The organism is Actinokineospora auranticolor, assembly GCF_041897805.1.
In the GTDB taxonomy this organism is placed as follows: domain Bacteria; phylum Actinomycetota; class Actinomycetes; order Mycobacteriales; family Pseudonocardiaceae; genus Actinokineospora; species Actinokineospora auranticolor.
The window spans coordinates 3,087,588-3,109,728 of record NZ_CP154825.1; the positions used below are offsets into that span (position 1 = coordinate 3,087,588).

Here is a 22,141-nt window from a genome sequence, read left to right on the forward strand (position 1 = left end):
CGGCCAGCCGCCGCATGAGGTGGATCGCGAAGGGGTGTTCGACCGAGACGAGGAGCCTGCCGCCGGGCACCAGGATGGCCGGACGGAAAGCCCCGCGGTCAGCGGCGGGGTTCGTGGGTGATGTCGACGACCATGGCCTCCGGGATGGTGATCGCGGCGTCGTCCCAGTCGTAGTCGAGGAGGGTGTGGACGTCGACCACGCCGTCGATCTGGCGGGTCAGCGCGTCGGCCACGGTGGCCCAGCTGCGGCGTTCCACCCGACCCTCCAGCGTGACGATGCCCCCGGCCAGGGTGATCCGCACGCCCTCCGTGCCGATGCCCAGCCCGCGCATGAACACCTCGTCCGCGATCTCCGTGAGGATCTCGGAGTCGGGGCGGCTGAACATCTTCAGCAGGTCCGACCGGCTGACCACGCCGAGCAGGCGGGCATCGGGGTCGATCACGGGCAGTAGCTTCACCCGGCGGTCGACCATCATCCGGGCGCCATGCGGAATGGTGGCCTCCGGGGCGATGGTGACCGCCGGTGACGACATCAGCTCGCCCGCCGTCGTGCCGCGGGCTCGGACCCGCTCGGCGTGGCGGCGCAGCAGCGCGGAGATGGCGTGCGGCCGCTCCTGCACGCTCTCCTTGGCCAGCAGGTCGGCCTCCGACACCACGCCCAGCACCCGGCCGTCCTCGTCGAGCACCGGCAGCGCGCTGACCGACCGCGCGGCCATGAGCCGCACCAACTCGGCGAACCCCGTGTCCACCCGCGCCGTCGCGGGGTCGCGGGACATCACTTCGGCGATCGTGTGGTGCCGCATGGTTCCTCCTCAGGTGACCGGGCCGCACTCCAGGATTACCGCCCCGCGCCGGGAACACACCGGCTGGGGCGGGAATCCATCCGACCGTGGCACGGTTTTCAGCGGAGCCAGCGATTCCGGCCGACCAACCGGGCCCACCGGCGGCCCAGGCCCCACGTGTCGCCCGCGGCCAGCACGGCGAGGACGACCAGCGCGGCGGCGTAGACGACGTGGTAGTCGACGAGCGGGTTCGACGACCGGGTCAGCTCGCCGACGTCGGTGTGCCGCGCGAGCGGCCACTCGGCCACCCACATCAGCGCCATCATCAGCGTCCCGCTCACCGCCGCGATCCGCAGGCCGATGCCCAGGACCAGGGCGAGGCCGACGCCGAGCAGACCGAGCATGAACAACGCGTCCGCGACCGGGTTGCCCGCGATGCCCCGCAGCGCGTCGGCGAACGGGCCGTGGTCGAGTCCACTGAGGAATCCCCTGGTCGGCGCACCCCCGTCGAACCAGCCCTTCCCGCCCGGGGTGGCGTAGCCGAGCCCGAACGCCTTGTCCAGGAAGGCCCACAGGAAGACGAATCCCAAGAGGACTCTCGTGACGGCGAGCACCCGGCCGCCCACCGGGCCGTTCGTGGTCGTCGGGGTGTGTTCGCGGATCGTGGGGCGGGTCTTGGTGACCATCGGAGCCTCCTCGGGCTGTCGCGTTCCCATGGTGGTCCCGACGCGGGGGCGTTGTCCGGTGCCCAAGGTCCCGTCCGGGCGGGCCCAAAGCGATCGGTGGGGTCCGCGCCGCGCGGGTAGCGTGAATCGTGTCGAACCGTCGAGAGGAGACACCCGATGAGTGAGCAACTGCCCGTGCTGGTCGCCGTCGACGGGTCCGAGGAGTCCGACGCGGCGGTGCGCTGGGCAGCCGAGGAAGCCCTCCGGGCGGGGGTGGGGTTGCGGATCGTCACCGCGTACCCGTGGCCGATCGGTGGCTACCCGCAGACCGTCGTCACCGTCGACCAGATGCGCGACAGCCTGCGCGCGCAAGCCGTCGAGCGGCTGGCGCACGGGCGGGAGGTGGCCGAGCGGGACGGGCTGGAGGTGCACACGTCCGCCGTCGAGGGACCGGTGGTGCCGAGCCTGGTGGAGGTAAGCCGTGACGCTCGGCTGACGGTGGTCGGCTCACGCGGCCTCGGCGCGTTCGAGGGCATGGTCCTGGGGTCCACGGGCGTCGCGCTGGCCGCGCACGCGCACAGCCCGGTCGTAGTGGTGCGCGGCGAGGTCGACACCGACGCGCGCAAGGTCGTGGTCGGCGTGGACGCGGAAGAGGACGCCGCCCTGGAGTTCGCCTTCAAACACGCAGCGGCCATCGACAGCACGGTCGTCGCCGTCCACGCGTGGAGCGAGTCCCTGGTGGAAATCGCCTACCTGGGCGAGTTCAGCGCGGTGGACTGGACCCCGCTGGGCGACCGCGCGGGTGAAGACCTGGCCAAGCGCCTGGCAACCTTCCGCGAGCGCTACCCGAACGTGCCGGTGGAACAGGTGGTGGACCGCGCCCGAGCCACCCGCCTCTTGTTGGACAACGCCAAGGACGCCACCCTCCTCGTCGTAGGCACCCGAGGCCACGGCGAGTTCACGGGCCTGATCCTCGGCTCCGTAGGCCAAGCCCTCATCCGCCACGCCCCCTGCCCGGTAGCCATCATCCGCCCCACCACAAGTTGATCACCACCGAGTTGATCACCGCAGTCCGTCCTCCGTCCCCCATACCCCGAAGTTGTCCACAGGCGACTCCTGACCACTCCGATTCGCCCGCCGCCGCGACTACTGTTGTAGACAAGGGGTTCCCCTTCGCGGGGGACCTCTTGGGGCCGTTGGAACGTGCTCTGGTGGAGGTCGTATCGGCGGCACTCGCGGATAGCGACGGCGGGAGGCTCGCATCCCGCTGGCCTCGGGTGGGGGTGTGAGCTACCAGGTTTCGTCGAGGGTGTGGTCGCGGTGGAGGAGGATCTCGGCCCAGACGACCTTGCCGTCCGCCGTGGGCCGGGTTCCCCAGCGGGTCGCGAACGACTCGACGATGTGCAGGCCGCGGTGGTGTTCGTCGGTGGGGGCCGCCGGGATGGGGTGCGGGACGGTCGGGTCGCGGTCGCCGACGCCCATGGCGAGGCGGCTGCGGTCGGCGTGCAGGCGCAGCGTCGTGGGGCGGCCGGTGTGGCGGACCGCGTTCGTGACGAGTTCGCTGGCGATGGTCACCGCCCGGTCGACCAGCGGACCCAGCCCCCACGCCGCCAGGTGCTCCGCGGTGAACCGGCGCGCCGTGGCCGCCGCGGCGCTGTCGGTGGTCAGCGGTAGTGTCGCGACGCGGCGGTGGGTGCCGGTGTGGTGGACGTGCAGCACCGCCACGTCGTCCTCGTGCCTGCCGCCGGTCAGGTCGGCGATGAGGGCATCCAGGGCAGAACCGTCGGGCGGCATCTCGGCCAGCCCGCGGACGAGCGCGTCCACACCGTCCGGCAGGTGCCCGCCGCGGGTCTCGACCAGCCCGTCGGTGTAGAGCACGAGCCGCGAGCCGGGCGGGAAGGCGACCTGCCGCTGCGTGAACACCGTGCCCACCCCCAGGGGCATGCCCATCGTCTCGGCGATCAGGCGGGCCGCGCCGTCCGGGGTCAGGTGCACGGCGGGCAGGTGGCCCGCGCCCGCGAACGCCAGGGTGTCGTCGGCCGGGTCGTGCACCGCGTACAGGCAGGTGATGAAGTCCGCGTCCGGGGTCGCCATCGCCAGCTCGGACGCGTGCCGCAGCACCTCCGACGGCGGCAGGTCCAGCAGCGCGTACGACCGCACCGCCGTCCGGATCTGCCCCATGACCGCCGCCGCGGCCACCCCGCGCCCGGCCACGTCGCCGATGACGAACGCGGTCCGGCCGACGGGCAGCGCGATCACGTCGAACCAGTCGCCGCCGACCTCGGCGCCGGTCGCCGCGGGCAGGTACCGGGACAGCACCCGCAGGCCGGGCGTCTCCGGGATGGTGGGCAGCATGCTGCGCGCCAGCTCGGTGGCCATGGTGCGCTGCCGGGCGAACAGCCGCGCGTTGTCCAGGGCGATCGCGCTGTACCCGGCGATGCCCTCGGCCAGCGCCTCGTGCCGCCCGGTGAACCGGCCCGGCTCGGGGTGGCCGAAGAAGAAGCCGCCCAGCACCTCGCCGGACGACGGCGAGACCACCGGCACCGCCAGGTAGCTGCGCACCGGCAGGTGCCCCTCCGGCATGCCCCGGTACGGCGGGTTGTGCCCGTAGCGCTCGTCCGCGGTGATGTCGGCCGACCGCACGGTGCCCACGCCCTTGAACGTCGGCGCGAACACCCCGGTGTTGCGCGGCATGGGGAACCGCTCGAACGCCGACCGCGGCACGCCGGACAGGGTGAACAGCGTGTACGACTCGCCGTAGTCGTTCACCAGGTTGTAGAAGAACGCCCCGAACGCCGCCCCGGTCGCCTTGGTCGCGGCGTCGGTCGCGTCCTGCACCAGGGTGTCGATGTCGAGCTGCGCGGTCAGCCGCCGCCCGACGACCTGCAACGAGTCCACCAGGTCCGCCTCGGCCCGCAACCGCGCCACGGCCTGCTCGAGCGCGGTCGCCTGGCGGCGCGACGCCTCCTCCAGGACCGCCAGGTGCGCCCGCACCGCGTCCCGCTCGGCGGGCAGCGACGCGTCGCCGCGGAAGTGCGCCAGCAGCCCGACCCGCACCCCGATCGACACCGCCTGGAACTGCTCCGCCGTCTCCGCGGGCACCGCGACCCGGGAGAACAGCAGCACGCAGAACGCCGTCCCACCCGGCAGCACCCCACCGAACCCGACCACCGACGCGATCCCGTGCTCGACGACGAACCGCTGGTCGGGCACGAACGCGCTGCCCAGCGCGTCGGGCACGTGCACCACCCCGAACCCGCCCGAACCCGGGAGGGGCCCGGAGATGACGTCGTCGATGGCGAGGCCGAGCCTGCTCGCCATGGCCGCCACCATGGGCAGGGTGCTGGGGGAGGGCACCGGGATGATCCGGCTCCACCGGGCCGTGCCCGGGTCGTTCCACGCGGGCAGCTCACCCGCGCTCGCGGCCAGGACCAGGCAGCGCGCGTCCGTCTCGCCGTGGTGGCGGGCGACGTGGGCGCGCTGCCGCGGGGTCAGCTCGGCGTGGTCGCGGGTGGTGTAGAGGCGCACGAGCGGCAGCACCGGGGCGCCTGCCGCGTCGGTGAAGCTGTCCCGCAGGCCCCGCACCAGCGACTCGACCGCGGCGGCGAAGTCGGGCGCCTCCTCGGCGCGGCGCCGCAGGTCGGCGGTGGTGCGGACCATGTCGGAGAGCCCGAAGCGGGCGATGTCGTAGGTCCGCGCGTCCGGTCGGCTCACCGCGAACCGGCGCCGTCGTCGCCGGGCAGCGTGGCGCGGATGGTGAAGAGGCGGTCGAGGGCGGTGGCGGCGATGGTGGCGGCCACCTGGGGGCGCGGCCGGGCCAGGGTCAGCGAGCCGCCCGCCGCCGCGGCGGACTTGTGCAGCCGGACCAGGGCGCTCAGGCCGCTGGAGTCGCAGAAGGACACGGCGGCCAGGTCCAGCACCACCGGGCGGGCCGACTCCGTCAGCGGGGTGGCGACCCTCAGCAGGTGCGGGGTCGTGCCGAAGTCGAGCTGGCCGTCGACGACCACCACCGCGGCGCGGTCGGGTCCCCGCTCGTCCACCGTGATCGTCAACAGCTCCGGGTCACCCAAGGCAGGCTCCTTCCGCGAGCGTGGCCCGGAGATCGTAACCGCGCGCGGCCCGGGTGTCCCGCGGCACAGCGGGGTTGACGGCGGGGGCGGGGGTCCGGATACTCGGTGTCACTATGGTGATCTGACCTCGCGTCCTGCCCGCGTCCGCGGCGTGTTCCCCGTGCTCGTCAGTCGGGGGAACCGGTATGCCCGGCGGGCCTTCCGCACGATTTCAGCGGACAGGTGTCGTATGTCAACCCTCCTCGCGCATGACCTCGTCAAGATCTACACCGACCGGCGAGTCCTCAATGGAGTGTCACTGTCGGTCGCCCCGGGGCGGCGCGTCGGCTTGGTCGGCGACAACGGCGTCGGCAAGTCGACGCTGCTGCGGCTGCTCGCGGGCGTCGAGGCGGCCGACTCCGGCAGTGTCGCCAGGCCACCGGACTGCGGGTTCCTGTCGCAGGAACTCCCGTATAGCGGCAAAACCACTGTCGCGGGGGTGGTCGCGGATGCGCTGGCCGACGTGCACGCGGCACGTGCGCGACTTGACGACCTCGCCGCGCGCATGGCGACCGATCCGGAAGCGCCTGCGGCGTACGGGGATCTGCTGGAGTGGGCGTGTGACCACGACCTGTGGGACGCGGATCGCCGTGCGGACAGGGTATTGGATGGTATCGGACTGGCCTCTGTGGACAGAGAGCGGCCGATTTCGGCTTTGTCCGGCGGTCAGCGCTCCCGACTGGGCCTGGCGGCGCTGCTGATCCGCAGGCCGAGCGCGCTGCTGCTCGACGAACCCACCAACCACCTCGACGACGAGGCCGTCGCGTTCCTGGAAGAGCAACTCGCCGCCCTGCCCGGCGTGGTCGTCCTGGCCTCCCACGACCGCGTCTTCCTCGACGCGGTGTGCACCGACATCATCGACCTCGACCCGTCCCGCGACGGCGTCACCCGGTTCGGCGGGGCCTACACGGACTACCTGTCGGCCAAGCGCGCGGAGCGGGCGCGGTGGGAGTGGCAGTGGGCCGAGGAGCAGCGGGAACTGGTCGAGCTGCGGGAATCGGTCGACGTGACGGCCCGGGCCATCAACCACAACCGGGGCATCCGGGACGGCAACAAGATGGCCTTCGGCCTGCGCGGCAACCGCGTCGAACAGCAGATCTCCCGCCGGATCCGCAACGCCCGGCACCGACTGGACGAACTGACCCGAACCCAGATCGCCGAACCCCCGGCCCCCTTGCGATTCGCGGCGGACCTGACCGGCCAAACCACTTCCGACCACCCCGCGATCTCCCTGCGCGACGTCCACCTGCCAGGCCGATTGCGCGTCCCGGAATTGGAAATCACCACCTCCGCTCGCCTGCTGGTACGCGGCGGCAACGGCGCGGGCAAGTCGACGCTGCTGGCCGTACTGGCGGGCAGACTGAAACCCGACCACGGCGCGGTGACCCGAGCCGACGACGTACGGGTGGGCCTGCTCGAACAGGACGCGGTATTCCCAACCCCGACCCGCACCCCGCGAGAGCTGTACCAGCGGACGGCAGCCGAAGAAGCGATCCCCTTGGTGCAACTGGGTTTGCTGGCCGAACGCGACCTGGACCGCCCAGTGGGCCACCTCTCGGTCGGCCAACGCCGCCGACTGGCCCTGGCGTTGTTGATCGCGAGCCCACCGGAAGTCCTCCTACTGGACGAACCGACCAACCACCTCTCCCTCGCCCTGGCCGAGGAACTGGAGGAAGCCCTCCACACAGCCCCCGGAGCCGTCGTGATAGCCACCCACGACCGCTGGCTCCAACGCGGCTGGACCGGCCCGGAACTACACCTCGCCGACGGCGAGGTCGTAACCGCCACCGCTTGAGGGGTGCGCGAGGTAGAGGTCGAGTTGGCCTGCCGCGCGCAGCATGGCCAGGGAGCGGGTGGTCAGGGATTGTTGCCAGTCCGCCAATGCGGAGGACAGGGCGTCGGTGCCGCCTGCCGTGCGGATTTGGTGGATGACGGTGGCGACGCGGTCCAGTGGGTAGCCGCCGCGGCGGAGGAGGTGGGTCAGGTCGGCGTCGCGGGTGTCGGTGGGGTGGTAGAGGCGATGGCCGGTCGGGGTGCGGGTCGGGGTGAGGATGCCCGCGCTCTCCCAGTTGCGCAGGGTCGCCGGGGTGACGCCCAGGCGGTGCGCCAGTTCGCCGATCGTGCGCGGGCTGCCCGCGGCGAGCGGGGTGTGGGGGAGGTGCGCGATGGCCTCGCGGACCGACGCGAGGGTTTCGCGGTCGTTGAGGAGTTGGGTGTGGCCGCGGTCGATGAGCGTCAGCGCGCGGTCCAGGTCGTTGTCGTGGACGGCGGTCATGACCTGTCCCGCCGCGCGGTGGCCGTGGGCGGGGATCAGGGCGAGGTAGGCGCGTAGGGCTGCCGCGTGTCGGGGGGTGTAGACGCGGTAGCCGGTGGGGGTGCGGTCGGCGGGCGGGAGGAAGCCGTCGCGTTCGTAGTTGCGGACGGCCTGGGTCGAGAGGCCGTGTTCGCGGGCCAGGTCGGCCGGTCGGAGGGTGCTCACTGGTTTGAGACTTTTCCGGGTGTTTGCGAGGTCGAGAGCGTGAAACTGTCAACTGCTGTTTCAAGGATACGGTTGAGACCCATGACCCAGCGCATCCAAGACGTCCTGACCCCCACCTGCGAGCTGCTGGCCCTGGGCGAACCGACCCACCAGGAGGCGGCCTTCCCCATGGTCCGCAACGAGCTGTTCGCCCAGCTCGTCGACCTCGGCTTCCGGTCGATCGCACTCGAAACCGACCGGGTCTCCGCCGTCGCCGTGGACAACTACGTCCGCCACGGCGTCGGCAGGCTCGACGACCTCACGCGGTCCGGCTTCACCCACGGCTTCGGCGCGATCGACGCCAACCGCGGCCTGGTCGCGTGGATGCGCGACCACAACAAGGACCTGCCACCGGCCGACCGCCTGTCCTTCCACGGTTGGGACATCCCGACGGAGAACTTCACCGCGCCCAGCCCGCGGCCCTACCTCGCGCACGTCCGCGACTACCTGGGCCTCGACATCGACATCCCCGGTGACGACGACCCGTGGACCCGCACCGAGGCAGTTATGAACCACGCCGAGTCACCCGGTGCCACCCCCGAGGCCGACCGGCTGCGCGAAATCGGCGGTGCACTGCTCACCGCTCTCGACGCCGGAACCCCCGACCAGACCGCCACCGCCCGCTGGGTCGAGGCCAGGACCCACCTCACTGCGGGCCTGGGCCTGCTGCGCTACCACCGCCAGTGCGCGCAACCCATCGACGACCAGGACACCCGCGTCGCCCGGCTCATGGCCACCCGCGACGCCCTCATGGCGCGGAACCTCCTGGACATCCACACCCTGGAAGCCCGCCGCGGCCCGACCCTGGTCCACGCGCACAACCTCCACCTGCGGCGGAACCCGGGCACCTACGGGAACCACCCCTTCGTCGGCGCGGGCGCCATCGTCGCCGCCCTCCTCGGCGACCGCTACGCCTTCATCCCGGGCAGCCTCGGCCGCGGCGCCACCCTCGGCCTGGCCGAGCCCGCCCCGAACACCTACGAGTCACACCTCCAGCCCCGCGTCGACACCTGGGGCCTCACCACCCCCGACCTGCCCGCGTCCGCGCAGACCCGAACCGACACGACCCCGCGCATGGGCTACTTCCCGCTCGAGCCCGCCACCTTCGACCCCGCCGACGCCATTCTGCACATCAGCGACACCGGCGCCGTGTAGGCCACGGCCCGTTCCGCTCAGAGCAGCGTGCTTGGCGGCAACACACGCTTCTGTGATTACCTGGCTACGCGTTGAACTCTCACAGCGACTGGCGTGCCTGCCTGCCGCCGTATCCGGGCGCCCCGACGGAAGTCGGCATGGCCCACCGGGACTCACCTTCGTCGCTCCAGCGGTGCATCCCGCGCGGGGCTCGGTGAGCGGCGTGTTCGGCCAAGTCCCGATCCGGCATGGCCCATCCAGTCGACCGCCGCGTGCCAGTCTCCCGCGACCCCGCCATCGCGCGACGGCGACAGCGGGGTCGGCGGGCGGCTCAGGGGTAGTGGCGGGGCGTGTAGACCACCTGGCCGCCGTCCGGCTTCGTGACCACCCGCGTGCGGGAGGAGCCGACCAGGACGAGGCAGCGCATGTCGACGGTGGTGGGGTCCAGGTCGGCCAGGCGCACGACGCGGATCGACTCCTCCGGCCCCCCGACGTCTCGGCCGATCACCACCGGGGTGTCCGGGGCGCGGTGGCCCAGGAGGATGCCGCGCGCCTCGCCCAGTTGCCAGGTGCGGGACTTCGACGCCGGGTTGTACAGCGCGATCACCAGGTCCGCCGCCGCCACGGCGGCCAGGCGGGCCGTGATGACGTCCCACGGCTTGAGCCGGTCCGACAGGGACAGCACGCAGAAGTCGTGCCCCAGCGGGGCGCCGACCCGGCTGGCCACGGCCTGGGCCGCGGTCAGGCCCGGCAGCACCCGCACCGGCACATCCGTCCACTGTGGATCTTCCGCGACCTCCAACACGGCCGCCGCCATGGCGAAGACGCCCGGGTCGCCGGAGGACACGACCGCTACTCGGCGGCCGCGGCGGGCCAGGTCGAGGGCGAACTCCGCGCGTTCGGCCTCCACCTGGTTGTCCGAGGCGTGCCTGCGCTGGCGCGGGTTCACCGGTACCCGGTCGAGGTACGTCTTGTACCCCACCAGGTCGTCCGCCTCCGCCAGCGCGGCCACCGCCTCCGGCGTCATCCACGGCCGACCCGCCGGACCCGTGCCGACGACCACGACCTCGCCCGAGCCAGAGCCCAAAGCCGGGCCCGAGCCGGAGCCGGATTCCGAGGCCGAAGCCGGGGCGGAGTCCGAAACGGCGTCGGCAACGGCGTCCGAAACCGAGCCCGGAGCCCCAGCGGCGGCGGGCGCTGTGGTGGAGGACAGCGTGGTGAGGCCGTCGTTGCTCGGGCTGGTGAGCATGGCCAGCGAGAAGTACGGCACCGATTCCGGATCCACTTCGGACAGCGGCAGACTGCGCCCCTCGCCCCACGTGGCGCGTTCCACGTAGAGGGCGCGCTCCAGCTTCCCGGCGGCCTCGAAGGCCGCCCGGACCTTGGTGAACGTTCGGCCCAGCTTCAGCACCGCGGCGGAATCCGCGCGGGTGAGGTGCTCGGTCAACACCTCTTCCGGCAGGGTACCGGGCAGCACCGACAACACCTCCTCGCCTTCCACAAGCGGCTTGCCCAGCACCGCCGCCGCCGCGCTCACCGACGTCACACCCGGCACGACCTCCGTCGGGTACCGGTCGCACAGCCGCTTGTGCATGTGCATGTACGAGCCGTAGAACAGCGGGTCGCCCTCGGCGAGCACCACCACGTCCCGGCCCGCGTCGAGGTGCGCGGCCAGGCGGGCGGCCGCGTGCTCGTAGAACTCGGCCATCGCGCCCGCGTACCCGCCCGGGTGGTCGGTGGTCTCGACCGTCAGCGGGTAGACCAGGGGTTCCTCGATCTGCCCTGCGCGCAGGTACGGCGCGGCCACACCGCGCGCGATCGAGCGCCCGTGGCGGGCCGAGTGGTACGCGATGACGTCCGCCGCGGCGATCAGCCGGGCTGCCTTGACGGTCACCAGGTCGGGGTCGCCGGGGCCCAGCCCGACGCCGTAGAGGGTGCCGGTCACTCGTCCTCGCTCGCGATCGCGTTCACCGCGGCCACGGCCATGGCGCTGCCGCCCCGCCGCCCGCGCACCACCAGGTACGGGATGCCGCCGCCGTGCGCGGCCAGCAGGTCCTTCGACTCCGCCGCGCCGATGAACCCCACCGGCAGGCCCAGGATCGCGGCCGGTCGCGGGCCGCCCGCGTCGATCAGGTCGAGCAGCGCGAACAGCACCGTCGGCGCGTTGCCGACCGCCACCACGGCGCCCTCGAGCCGGTCGCGCCACAGCTCGACCGCCGCCGCGCTGCGGGTGTTGCCGAGTTCCTCGGCCAGACCGGGGACGCGCGGGTCGCCCAGCGTGCAGACGATGTCGTTGTCCGCGGGCAGCCTGCGCCGGGTGATGCCGGAGGCCACCATCTGCGCGTCGCACAGCACCGGCGCGCCCGCCAGCAGCGCGGACCGGGCCGCGCGCACCACATCGGGGGCGTAGGCCACGTCCTCGACCAGGTCGACCATCCCGCAGGCGTGGATCATGCGCACCACCACCCGCGCCACGTCCGCGGGCAGCCCGGCCAGGTCGGCCTCCGCCCGGATGGTGGCGAACGACCGGCGGTAGATCTCCGCGCCGTCCCGGATGTAGTCGGTCACCGCTGCTCCTGCCTGCCCAGGGCGACCGCCGTGGTCACCCGCTCGCCGGACACCGCCCGGCCGTCGACGAGGTAGCCGTCCTCGGTGGCCACCACGTCCAACACCTCTCCCACCGGCCGCCCGCACCGCCGCCCGCAGCCCGACCAGTGCACCGGGCCGCCCGGGGCCGTAGTGGCCAGCGCCATCGCGCGCACGTCGGCCAGCGCCTTGCGGCACTGCGGCTGCCCCGCGCACGCGGTCACGCCGACACCGGGCGCCGACGGGTCGGTGAGCAGTCCCAGTTCCGCCAGGCCCGCGCCGTCGCCGCTGACCACCAGGCCGCGCCACGGCGTCAGCACCACGTCGCGCCCGGTGGCGGCGAGCGCGCGCGCCTGCGCGGCGGTGAGCCTGCCCAGCGGGATAGCGACACCGAAACCGGGTTCGCCACCGGCGAACACCACGGGACCGATCGGACCGGTGGTCGACGGACGTCCCGCCCGCACCCGGTCGGGGCGGAGTTCGCGGTGCGTGGTCGCCGCGACGCGCCGCGCGATCTCCCGAGCTCGATCGCCCAGTTCCGCGACCCGCCACTGCCCGTCGCGCACCGCCAGGAACTCCCGGGCGCAGGCGAGCGCGACGGCGACCACCTCGTCGCGATCCGCGCGCAGCCCGTGGTCCACGCCGCCGAGCAGCACCGCGTAGCGGAAATCCGGCCCGCGCCGTCCACACAGTCCGGAACTGTCCACAGGAAGCCGCTGTCCCGCCCGGTTGTCGGTGGGCCCCGATAGAATTGCCGTGCGCTGTACCGCTGTTTTCTGGTTTGCTGGATGTGGCACCACGGTCCCGGTCGTCCGGGAATCGGACGTCGGCGAACCGCCGAACGGGACAGCGTGGTCGCCTTGGTCGCGTACGGGAACGGCTCGGTCACCGAGGGCAGCCTCGGGTGCTCGTGCTTCCTCGACGACGACCGGGGAACCCGCGGTCGGGGGTCCGGGGAGTGGACCCACCGCGCGGGGTGAGGGGGATGACAGGTGCGCGGCCGCGAGGCGGGCGCCCGGCTCAGCTGCCGGGGCGTCGCCGTCGGGGACCGCGCCTCGTGTGGGGGTGACAGTGATGGTGTTCGTGATGAGTGGATCAGGTCGGGGGGACGCGTCCGCCTCGGACGACTCCGCCGGTAAACAGGTGGCGCCCGCCGCCCCGGTCGCGTTGGCGGGCAAGGGGAACGCGTCCCCGCGAGGCTGGACGGATCGCGTGGTGGGGGGTGTTTCCCTGCTCGTCGCGCGGGCTTCGGGGGTGTCGCGCGGGCCCGGGTTCTCCTGGTAGCGCGTCGGGTGTGGTCGAGCAGTCACTGCGACCTCGGCCACACCCGGCGGCTCCGCCCCGGTCGGCACTGAGAGGACGGTCACGTCCGCGCCGAGCCAGGCCACGTCCCCGCCGCCGTCGTCCACGCAGAACAGGAACCGACCGGGCAGGTCGGCCAGCTCGGGCGCCGCGCACAGCGCCGCGTCCAGCTCCCGCGCCAGGTCCGGCGGGCCCAGCGGCGAGGCGACGATATTGCGCACCTTCTCGTGCGCCGGGGAGGGGAAAAGTCCGGCCGCCGCCAGCGCGGCGGCCAGCTCCAGCTCGGCTCCTTCTGGCAGCCCGCGGATCTGGAGGTTCGCGCGGGAGGTCGCCTCCAGCGCGCCGTCGCCGAGCGAATCGGCCAGCTTCGCGAGGACGGCCAGGTGAGCGGTGGTTAACCGGCCGCCGGGCACCCGGATCCTGGCCAAACCGCCGTCGGCCGCCCGGTGCACGTCGAGTGCGCCCGGGCAGGCGTCGGCACCTGAACGGCGCAGCGGTGAAGGCTGGGAAGCGGCCACCCCTGGAATATAGGGTGAGCCGGAACGAGCGATGGCACGCGGAGGAAGCCGGTGTGAGTCCGGCGCGGTCCCGGCAGTTGGCGGGAGGGCGGGTCGGCAAAGATCAGCCACCGGGGAGCGGACCCGGCCACGGCGCGAGCCGGAAGGCCGAGGGAGCGGTGATCCGGGAGTCAGGACACTCCGGCCACCGCACCCACGACCCGGGGCGAGGACCCCAGGAAGGGCCTCATGATCCTGCTCTTGTCGACCTCGGACACCGACCTGCTCTCCGCTCGCGCGAGCGGGGCCGACTACCGCCTGGCCAACCCGGCCCGGCTGCCGTTGGACGACCTGCCCGGCCTGCTGGACGGCGCAGACGTCGTCGTGGTGCGGCTGCTCGGCGGCCGTCGCGCGTGGGAGGAGGGGCTCGACGCGCTGCTCGCCGGGCCGCGCCCCGTCGTGGTGCTCGGCGGTGAGCAGGCCCCCGACGCCGAGTTGATGGAGTGCTCCACCGCCCCGGCGGGCGTGGTGGCCGAGGCGCACCGGTACCTGGCGTTCGGTGGTCCGGACAACCTGCGTGAGCTTGCCCACTTCCTGTCCGACACGCTGCTGCTGACCGGCACCGGCTTCGCCCCGCCGGTCGAACTGGCGCCGTGGGGCCACTTCGAGCGCGCTCCCCGCAACACCGAGGGGCCGCGCGTCGGCGTGCTCTACTACCGCGCCCACCACCTCGCCGGGAACACCGCGTTCGTCGCCGCCCTGGCCGACGCGGTCGAGGACGCGGGCGGCGTCGCCGTGCCCGTGTACTGCGCGTCGCTGCGCACCGCGCCCCAGGAACTCCTCGCCGTTCTGGGCACTCTCGACGCCCTCGTCGTCACGGTCCTCGCCGCGGGCGGCACGCTGCCCGCCGCCGCGAGCGCGGGCGGCGACGACGGCGCGTGGGACGTCGGCGCGCTCGCCGACCTCGACATCCCGATCCTCCAGGGCCTGTGCCTCACCTCCGACCGGTCGGCCTGGGAGGAGAGCGACGACGGTCTGTCGCCTTTGGACACCGCGACCCAGGTGGCGGTGCCCGAGTTCGACGGTCGGATCATCACTGTCCCGTTCTCCTTCAAGGAACAGGACCGCGACGGCCTGTCCGTCTACGTGCCCGACCCCGAGCGCGCCGCCCGGGTCGCGGGCATCGCCGTCGCGCACGCCCGCCTCCGGCACACCCCGCCCGCCGAGCGCCGCGTCGCCCTCATGCTCTCGGCCTACCCCACCAAGCACTCCCGCATCGGCAACGCCGTCGGCCTCGACTCCCCGGTCAGCGCTATCCGCCTGCTCAACGCACTACGCGACGCGGGCTACGACCTCGGCGCGGAAGACGCCCTTCCCGGTCTCGCCGCGGACGACGGCGACGCGCTCATCCACGCCCTCATCGAGGCGGGCGGCCAAGACCCCAACTGGCTCACCGAGGCCCAGCTGACCGGCAACCCCGTGCGCATCGGGGCCGCCGAGTACCGCGCCTTCTACGACACCCTCCCCGCCGACCTGCGCGAGTCCATGGAGGAGCACTGGGGACCGGCCCCCGGCGAGCTGTTCGTCGACCGCTCCCGCGACCCCGAGGGCGAGATCGTGCTCGCCGCGCTCCAGGCGGGCAACGTCGTGCTGATGGTCCAACCGCCGCGCGGGTTCGGCGAGAACCCCGTCGCCATCTACCACGACCCGGACCTGCCGCCCAGCCACCACTACCTGGCCGCGTACCGGTGGATCGCGGGCACCTTCGGCGCGCACGCCATGGTCCACCTGGGCAAGCACGGCAACCTCGAGTGGCTGCCCGGCAAGAACCTCGGCCTCTCCGCGTCCTGCGGCCCCGACGCCGCGCTCGGCAACCTGCCGCTGATCTACCCGTTCCTGGTCAACGACCCCGGCGAGGGCACGCAGGCCAAGCGCCGCGCGCACGCCACCCTCGTCGACCACCTCGTCCCGCCCATGGCCCGCGCCGAGAGCTACGGCGACATCGCGCGCCTGGAGCAGCTGCTCGACGAGCACTCCAACATCGCCGCCATGGACCCGGCCAAGCTGCCCGCGATCCGCGCGCAGATCTGGACCCTCATCCAGGCCGCCAAGCTCGACCACGACCTCGGCCTCGACGACCGACCGCACGACGCCGAGTTCGACGACTTCCTGCTGCACGTCGACGGCTGGCTCTGCGAGATCAAGGACGTGCAGATCCGCGACGGCCTGCACACCCTCGGGGACGCCCCCACCGGCCCGGCCCGGGTCAACCTGGTCAACTCGATGCTGCGCGCCCGCCAGATGTGGGGCGGGCAGGCCGCCGCGCTGCCCGGCCTGCGCGAGGCCCTGGGGCTCAACGAGGACGGCTCCGAGCGCCGGACCCGGGTCGACGAGGTCGACGCGACGGCGTTGGCGCTGGTCCAGGCCATGGAGGACGCGGGTTGGGGCGACGCGCGTCCGGTCGTCGAGTCCGTGCTGGGTCGCGCGGACGAGGCCGTTACGGAGGTGCTGACCTTCGCCGCCACCGAGATCGTGCCGCGCCTGGCCCGCACCACCGACGAGATCGGCCACGTGCTGCACGCCCTCGACGGCGGCTACGTCCCGGCCGGTCCCAGCGGTTCCCCGCTGCGCGGCCTGGTCAACGTGCTGCCCACGGGCCGCAACTTCTACTCCGTCGACCCGAAGGCCGTGCCGAGCAGGCTCGCCTGGGAGACCGGCTCGGCGATGGCCGAGTCGCTGGTCGCCCGCTACCGCGCCGACACCGGCGAGTGGCCGCGCTCGGTCGGCCTGTCGGTGTGGGGCACCTCCGCCATGCGCACCTCGGGCGACGACATCGCCGAAGTGCTGGCGCTGCTGGGTGTCCGCCCGGTGTGGGACGAGGCGTCCCGGCGGGTCAGCTCGCTGGAGGTCGTGCCGCTGGCCGAGCTGGGACGGCCGCGCATCGACGTCACGGTCCGCATCTCCGGGTTCTTCCGCGACGCCTTCCCGCACGTGGTCTACCTGATCGACGACGCCGTGCGCCTGGTCGCCGGGCTGGACGAGTCCGAAGAGGACAACTACGTCCGCGCGCACGCCACCGCCGACGCCGAGCGCGGCGAGCGCAGCGCCACCACGCGCATCTTCGGGTCCAAGCCCGGCGCGTACGGGGCGGGTCTGCTGCCGCTGATCGACAGCCACAACTGGCGCGACGACGCCGACCTCGCGGAGGTCTACGCGGTCTGGGGCGGTTTCGCCTACGGCCGCGACCTCGACGGCGTCGCGGCCCGCGCGGACATGGAATCGGCGTACCGGCGGATCAACGTTGCCGCGAAGAACGTCGACACGCGCGAGCACGACATCGCCGACTCCGACGACTACTTCCAGTACCACGGCGGCATGATCGCCACGGTCCGCGCGCTCACCGGCCGCGCGCCCGCCGCGTACATCGGCGACAGCACCCGCCCCGAGTCGGTCCGCACCCGCTCGCTGGCCGAGGAGACCAACCGCGTCTTCCGCTCCCGCGTGGTCAACCCGCGCTGGATCGAGGCCATGCGCAGGCACGGCTACAAGGGCGCGTTCGAACTGGCCGCGACCGTCGACTACCTGTTCGGCTACGACGCCACCACCGGAGTCGTCGCGGACTGGATGTACGACAAGCTCGCCCAGACCTACGCGCTGGACGAGGAGAACCGCAAGTTCCTCACCGAGTCCAACCCGTGGGCCCTGCACGGCATCGCCGAGCGGCTGCTGGAGGCGGCCGAGCGCAAGATGTGGGCCGAGCCGGACCCCGCGACGCTGCAGGCGTTGAAGGAGCTGTACCTGCAGGTCGAGGGCGACATCGAGGCCGGGAGCGAAGAACGCTAACCAGCCAGTGAAGGCATCCGAACTGGTCCCGCCCACCCGCGGCGGGCCAGGCTCGGGGGCATGTCACTGCTGGTACCGCTGATCACCCCGTTCACCGCCGACGACCGCGTCGACACCGCCGCGCTGGCCCGGCTGGCCCGCGAGGTCCTCGACGACGGCGCGGACGGCCTCGTCGCGCTCGGCACCACCGCCGAGGCCGCCACGCTGACCCCGGACGAGCGCGCCGCCGTCCTGGAGGTCTGCGCGGCGGCGGGTGCGCCGCTGGTCGTCGGCGTCGGGTCCAGCGACACCGCCGCGACCGCCCGCGCGCTGGAGGCCCTGCCCGCGGGCGTCACGGGGGCGCTGGTGCCGGTGCCGCCGTTCACCCGACCGTCCCCCGACGGCGTCGTCGCCCACTTCGCCGCGATCGCGGGCCTGGTTCCCCTGATCGTGTACAACGTGCCGCAGCGCACCGGCACCGTCCTGTCCGTCGAGACGCTGGCCCGGCTCGCCGCCATCCCGGGTGTCGTGGGCCTCAAGCACGCCGTGCCCGTCCTCGACGCCGACGCCGTCGCGTTCCTCGCCGACCGGGAGGACTTCGCCGTCTACGCCGGTGACGACGTCCTGGCGCCCGCGCTGCTGGCTCTCGGCGCCGACGGCGGCATCCTGGCCTCGGCGCACGTCCACACGCGCCGGTGGGCCGACCTGGTCGGCGCGTGGCGGTCCGGCCACCAGGCTCGCGCGCTCGGTCACCGGCTGTCCCGGCTCGCCGCCGCCCTCTTCGCCGAACCCAACCCGGCCGTCATCAAGGCCGTCCTGCACGCCGAGGGCCGTATCGCTACACCTGCCGTACGGCTGCCGTTGCTGCCCTCCTCCTCCGAGGCGCTGGCGCGCGTGACCGCCGAGACGGCCCTACCGTGGCCGCGGGAGGGGTTGACCGCGCTCCGCGCCGGGTAAGACCCAGGCGACTGAACGCACCGAGGAGGGTTGGGTTGTCCAACGACGTCATCGAGCTGATCCTGGCTGACCACCGCCGCTTCGAAGACCTGTTCCGGAAGCTGCGGGACAACTCCCAGGACCGCCCGGCCGCACTGCGCGAGCTGGCCCGGCTGCTGGTCGCGCACGCCGAGGCTGAGGAGTCCGAGGTCTACCCGGCGCTTCGCCGATTCCACGACGTCGACGACCACGAGGTCGAGCACGGCGCGGAGGAGCACGCCGAGGGCCACCAGGCGCTGCTCGCCCTCATGGAACTCGACGGTCCCGAGTCCGACGACTGGGACGACAAGCTCGAAGAGCTGGTGAAGGCGATCAACCACCACCTCGACGAGGAGGAGCGGACGATCCTCAACGCGGCCCGCGACACCGTGCCCGAGCAGCGGCGCGCGGAGCTGGGCGCGAGGTTCGTCGAGGTGCGCGACGAGCGCGTCGCCGCCGGGTGCGGGGACCTCGCGCACGTGCGTGAGCTGGTGGAAGCGACCAAGGACCGCGTGGACTGATCTTGAGGAAGGACGTGGAGCGATGATCCTGCGCAGGCTCGCCCGGCCCATGCTCGCCGCCATCTTCATCAGCGGCGGCATCAACGCGCTGCGGTCCGCGGAGGCCCACGCGGAAGCCGCGAAACCGCTGCTCGACCCGCTCGCCGAGCGCTACGGCGACAAGCTGCCCGGCCAGGTGCCGACTGACCCGGTGACGCTCGTGCGCATCGACGGCGCGGTCAAGGTCGGCGCGGGCATCGCGCTGGCCCTGGGCAAGTTCCCCCGGCTGGCGGCGCTCGCGCTGTCCGGCAGCCTGGTGCCGACCACGCTGGCCGCGCACCGGTTCTGGGAGGAGAAGGACCCGGCGGTGCGCCAGCAGCAGCAGATCCACTTCGTGAAGAACGTCAGCCTGCTCGGCGGGCTGCTGATCGCGGCCGTCGACACGCACGGCAAGCCGTCGGTGGCCTGGCGGGCGCGGCGGGCCGGCCACGACCTCGGGGACTGGATCTCCGACACCGGTGGCCACGTCGGCCACGCGGTCGCCGTCGCGCCGCGCAAGGCGCGCAAGGCCGTGGTCGGGGTGCTGCCGGGCTGAGGCGGGAATCACCGGGAGCGGCTGGTTGTCCACCTTGGTGGATAGGTTTGTGCCAGTCGCTCCCTGGAGGTGTTCGTGACCGTGCCCGCCGAGTCGGCGATCCGCCGTGCCCTGCGCCGCGCCCGCGACGGTGTCGCGCTGGACCGGACCGAGGCCGAGGTCCTGCTGCACGCGCGCGGTCCGCACCTGGCGGACCTGTTCGACACCGCGTCGCGGGTGCGGGACGCGGGCCTGGTCGACGCGGGACGACCGGGTGTGATCACGTACTCCCGCAAGGTGTTCATCCCGCTGACCCGGCTCTGCCGCGACCGGTGCCACTACTGCACGTTCGCGACCGTGCCGGGCAGGCTGCCCGCGTCGTTCCTGAGCCCGGACGAGGTGCTGGAGATCGCCCGCCAAGGCGCGGCGCTGGGCTGCAAGGAGGCGCTGTTCACCCTCGGTGACCGGCCGGAGGACCGCTGGTCCGCGGCCCGCGAGTGGCTGGAGGCGGCGGGCTACCCGGACACGCTGTCGTACGTGCGCGCGATGGCGATCCGGGTGCTGGAGGAGACGGGACTGCTGCCGCACCTGAACCCGGGTGTGCTGGGGTGGCAGGACTTCCAGCGGCTCAAGCCGGTGGCGCCGTCCATGGGGATGATGCTGGAGACGACGTCGACGCGGCTGTGGTCGGAGCCCGGCGGGCCGCACTACGGGTCGCCGGACAAGGAACCGGCGGTGCGGCTGAGGGTCTTGGAAGACGCCGGGCGCTCGTCCGTGCCGTTCACCACCGGGGTGCTGATCGGCATCGGGGAGACCCTGGCGGACCGCGTCGAGTCGCTGTTCGAGATCCGCCGGGTTTCCCGCCAGTACGGCGGGATCCAGGAGGTCATCATCCAGAACTTCCGCGCCAAACCGGACACCGCGATGCGCGGCATGCCGGACGCGGAAGCGGAGGAACTCGCCGCGACCGTCGCTGTGGCCCGGGTCGTGCTGGGTCCGCGCGCCCGCGTCCAGGCACCCCCCAACCTGATCGGCGGCGAGTTCGACCTGCTGGTGCGCGCCGGGATCGACGACTGGGGCGGCGTGTCGCCGCTGACCCCGGACCACGTGAACCCCGAGCGCCCGTGGCCGCAGATCGAGACCCTGGCGGAGCGCACGGCGGCGGCCGGGTTCCGGTTGGCGGAGCGGCTGACGATCTACCCGGAGTACCTGCGCGAGCCGTGGCTGGACCCCCGGTTGGCGGCCCACGTGTCGGCGTTGGCCGATCCGTCGACGGGGTTGGCCGTCGAGGACGCCCCGGTGGTCGGGCGGCCGTGGCAGGAGCCCGAGGTCGCCCTGGTGGACTCGGGTCGGACCGACCTGCACGCGTCGATCGACACCGTCGGCCGCACCGCGGACCGCCGGGACGACTTCGACTCCGTCTATGGTGACTGGGAAGAACTACGCGGCCAGGTCGCCGCCCCCGCTTCCGCGGTCGGCTCCGGCGGCGCCATCCGCCCCGAATTCCTCACCGCGCTGCGCCACGCCGAGAGTTCTCCCGCCGGACTGTCCGATTCGGACGCGTTGACCCTGCTGTCGGCGGGCCCCGGCCCCGAGATCGAGGCCCTCGCCTCCTTCGCCGACGCCCTGCGCCGAGACGCGGTCGGGGACGAGGTGACCTACGTCGTCACCCGGAACATCAACTTCACCAACGTCTGCTACACCGGCTGCCGCTTCTGCGCCTTCGCCCAACGCCGCACCGACGCCGACGCGTACACGTTGTCGTTGGCGCAGGTCGGCGCCCGAGCCGAACAGGCCTGGGGCGTCGGTGCCACCGAGGTCTGCATGCAGGGCGGGATCCACCCGGACCTCCCGGGAACCGCGTACTTCGACATCGCCGCCGAGGTCCGCAAACGAGCCCCGGGCCTGCACGTCCACGCGTTCTCCCCGATGGAGGTCGTCAACGGCGCCTCCCGGACCAATCTGTCCATTGAGGACTGGCTTACCGCCGCCCGAGAAGCAGGCGTGGACTCGCTCCCCGGCACGGCCGCCGAAATCCTCGACGACGACGTGCGGTGGATCCTGACCAAGGGCAAACTCCCCACGGCCACGTGGATCGAGGTCGTCACCACGGCCCACCGTCTGAGCATCCCGACCACATCCACAATGATGTACGGCCATGTCGACACCCCGGCTCACTGGGTGGCACACCTCAAACTGATCGCCTCCCTCCAGTCGGAAACCGGCGGCTTCACCGAGTTCGTCCTGCTGCCCTTCGTCCACACGAACGCGCCCCTGTACCTGGCAGGAATCGCCCGCCCCGGCCCCACCCACCTGGAAAACCGCGCCGTCCACGCCCTGGCCCGGATCCTCCTGCACGGCAAGATCTCCAACATCCAAACCAGCTGGGTCAAACTGGGCGACCAGGGAGTGGTCGACGTCCTCCGCGGCGGCGTCAACGACCTGGGCGGCACCCTCATGGAGGAAACCATCAGCCGCATGGCGGGCAGCGACAACGGCAGCTACAAAACCATCGCCGACCTCGAAGTCCTGGCCACCGCCGCGGGCCGCCCCTCCCGCCAACGAACCACCACCTACGGTGAAGTCCCACCCGAACGCCGCACCACTGCCCTAAACCACGACGGTGTCTGGCGCCCGACCCTGCTGCCGTTGACAACGTAACGCCGTACGGGACCGC

The 22,141-nt window shown here is 72.8% G+C and carries 16 protein-coding genes; 8 read left to right on the forward strand and 8 right to left on the reverse strand.

What is annotated here, in order from left to right:
- Positions 1 to 98: 98 nt before the first annotated feature.
- Positions 99 to 803: a CBS domain-containing protein gene (locus V5P93_RS14080; RefSeq protein WP_104475858.1), complete on the reverse strand. Its 705-nt coding sequence runs from the start codon at positions 801 to 803 to the stop codon at positions 99 to 101.
- Between the two features lie 98 nt (positions 804 to 901).
- A complete protein-coding gene (locus V5P93_RS14085; RefSeq protein WP_245930910.1) occupies positions 902 to 1,468 on the reverse strand; it encodes a hypothetical protein in 567 nt (188 codons plus the stop codon).
- Positions 1,469 to 1,624: 156 nt separating this feature from the next.
- Here V5P93_RS14085 and V5P93_RS14090 point away from each other — a divergent pair, with 156 nt between their 5' ends.
- Entirely contained in the window at positions 1,625 to 2,494 is an 870-nt protein-coding gene (locus V5P93_RS14090) for a universal stress protein (protein WP_104475860.1), read from the forward strand.
- Between the two features lie 243 nt (positions 2,495 to 2,737).
- Here V5P93_RS14090 and V5P93_RS14095 read toward each other — a convergent pair whose 3' ends face one another.
- Both V5P93_RS14095 and V5P93_RS14100 read right to left on the reverse strand, forming a co-directional pair.
- A complete protein-coding gene (locus V5P93_RS14095; protein ID WP_245930912.1) occupies positions 2,738 to 5,161 on the reverse strand; it encodes a SpoIIE family protein phosphatase in 2,424 nt (807 codons plus the stop codon).
- Positions 5,158 to 5,517 carry an STAS domain-containing protein gene (locus V5P93_RS14100; protein WP_181043246.1) on the reverse strand — a complete coding sequence of 120 codons (360 nt, stop codon included), beginning with the start codon at positions 5,515 to 5,517 and terminating at the stop codon, positions 5,158 to 5,160. The genes V5P93_RS14095 and V5P93_RS14100 overlap by 4 nt, the downstream gene beginning before the upstream one ends.
- Positions 5,518 to 5,746: 229 nt before the next feature.
- Between V5P93_RS14100 and V5P93_RS14105 the strand changes: the two genes are divergently transcribed.
- The gene (locus tag V5P93_RS14105) at positions 5,747 to 7,351 is read left to right on the forward strand and encodes an ABC-F family ATP-binding cassette domain-containing protein (protein ID WP_104475864.1); all 1,605 of its coding nucleotides are present in this window, start codon (positions 5,747 to 5,749) and stop codon (positions 7,349 to 7,351) included.
- On the opposite strand, the gene V5P93_RS14110 is transcribed toward V5P93_RS14105, so the two are convergent.
- Positions 7,310 to 8,035, reverse strand: coding sequence for a TioE family transcriptional regulator (locus tag V5P93_RS14110; protein ID WP_104475866.1), 726 nt, complete (start codon positions 8,033 to 8,035; stop codon positions 7,310 to 7,312). The two genes, V5P93_RS14105 and V5P93_RS14110, sit on opposite strands and share 42 nt — an antisense overlap.
- Positions 8,036 to 8,116: 81 nt before the next feature.
- On the opposite strand from V5P93_RS14110, the gene V5P93_RS14115 reads away from it, so the two are divergent.
- On the forward strand, positions 8,117 to 9,229 hold the full coding sequence (locus V5P93_RS14115; RefSeq protein WP_104475868.1) for an erythromycin esterase family protein: 1,113 nt from the start codon (positions 8,117 to 8,119) through the stop codon (positions 9,227 to 9,229).
- A 310-nt stretch (positions 9,230 to 9,539) separates the two neighbouring features.
- On the opposite strand, the gene cobJ is transcribed toward V5P93_RS14115, so the two are convergent.
- The 3 genes from cobJ to V5P93_RS14130 are packed head-to-tail and all read right to left on the reverse strand — an operon-like array spanning position 9,540 to position 13,614.
- The gene (gene cobJ, locus V5P93_RS14120; protein WP_104475869.1) at positions 9,540 to 11,153 is read right to left on the reverse strand and encodes a precorrin-3B C(17)-methyltransferase; all 1,614 of its coding nucleotides are present in this window, start codon (positions 11,151 to 11,153) and stop codon (positions 9,540 to 9,542) included.
- Complete coding sequence (locus V5P93_RS14125; protein ID WP_104475871.1) at positions 11,150 to 11,776, reverse strand: precorrin-8X methylmutase; 627 nt, start codon at positions 11,774 to 11,776, stop codon at positions 11,150 to 11,152. Before V5P93_RS14125 ends, cobJ begins: the two co-directional genes overlap by 4 nt.
- Positions 11,773 to 13,614 (reverse strand): hypothetical protein, encoded by a 1,842-nt coding sequence (locus V5P93_RS14130; RefSeq protein WP_342752233.1) that lies wholly within the window; start codon positions 13,612 to 13,614, stop codon positions 11,773 to 11,775. Before V5P93_RS14130 ends, V5P93_RS14125 begins: the two co-directional genes overlap by 4 nt.
- Positions 13,615 to 13,842: 228 nt before the next feature.
- Here V5P93_RS14130 and cobN point away from each other — a divergent pair, with 228 nt between their 5' ends.
- The 5 genes from cobN to V5P93_RS14155 all read left to right on the forward strand — a co-directional run bounded on the left by cobN (position 13,843) and on the right by V5P93_RS14155 (position 22,125).
- The gene (gene cobN / locus V5P93_RS14135; protein WP_104475873.1) at positions 13,843 to 17,436 is read left to right on the forward strand and encodes a cobaltochelatase subunit CobN; all 3,594 of its coding nucleotides are present in this window, start codon (positions 13,843 to 13,845) and stop codon (positions 17,434 to 17,436) included.
- A gap of 60 nt (positions 17,437 to 17,496) precedes the next feature.
- The gene (locus tag V5P93_RS14140) at positions 17,497 to 18,372 is read left to right on the forward strand and encodes a dihydrodipicolinate synthase family protein (RefSeq protein WP_104475875.1); all 876 of its coding nucleotides are present in this window, start codon (positions 17,497 to 17,499) and stop codon (positions 18,370 to 18,372) included.
- A 35-nt stretch (positions 18,373 to 18,407) separates the two neighbouring features.
- Positions 18,408 to 18,911 carry a hemerythrin domain-containing protein gene (locus V5P93_RS14145; protein WP_104475877.1) on the forward strand — a complete coding sequence of 168 codons (504 nt, stop codon included), beginning with the start codon at positions 18,408 to 18,410 and terminating at the stop codon, positions 18,909 to 18,911.
- A 22-nt stretch (positions 18,912 to 18,933) separates the two neighbouring features.
- Entirely contained in the window at positions 18,934 to 19,485 is a 552-nt protein-coding gene (locus tag V5P93_RS14150) for a DoxX family protein (RefSeq protein ID WP_104475879.1), read from the forward strand.
- Between the two features lie 75 nt (positions 19,486 to 19,560).
- Positions 19,561 to 22,125: a bifunctional FO biosynthesis protein CofGH gene (locus tag V5P93_RS14155; protein WP_245930914.1), complete on the forward strand. Its 2,565-nt coding sequence runs from the start codon at positions 19,561 to 19,563 to the stop codon at positions 22,123 to 22,125.
- Positions 22,126 to 22,141: the final 16 nt, after the last annotated feature.

Excerpts from the sequence above, each read along its gene's own strand:
- V5P93_RS14085 (WP_245930910.1), bottom strand. The coding sequence starts at position 1,468 with ATGGTCACCAAGACCCGCCCCACGATCCGCGAACACACCCCGACGACC.
- V5P93_RS14140 (WP_104475875.1), top strand. The coding sequence starts at position 17,497 with ATGTCACTGCTGGTACCGCTGATCACCCCGTTCACCGCCGACGACCGC.
- V5P93_RS14150 (WP_104475879.1), top strand. The coding sequence starts at position 18,934 with ATGATCCTGCGCAGGCTCGCCCGGCCCATGCTCGCCGCCATCTTCATC.
- V5P93_RS14115 (WP_104475868.1), top strand. The coding sequence starts at position 8,117 with ATGACCCAGCGCATCCAAGACGTCCTGACCCCCACCTGCGAGCTGCTG.
- V5P93_RS14090 (WP_104475860.1), top strand. The coding sequence starts at position 1,625 with ATGAGTGAGCAACTGCCCGTGCTGGTCGCCGTCGACGGGTCCGAGGAG.
- cobN (WP_104475873.1), top strand. The coding sequence starts at position 13,843 with ATGATCCTGCTCTTGTCGACCTCGGACACCGACCTGCTCTCCGCTCGC.
- V5P93_RS14105 (WP_104475864.1), top strand. The coding sequence starts at position 5,747 with ATGTCAACCCTCCTCGCGCATGACCTCGTCAAGATCTACACCGACCGG.
- V5P93_RS14080 (WP_104475858.1), bottom strand. The coding sequence starts at position 803 with ATGCGGCACCACACGATCGCCGAAGTGATGTCCCGCGACCCCGCGACG.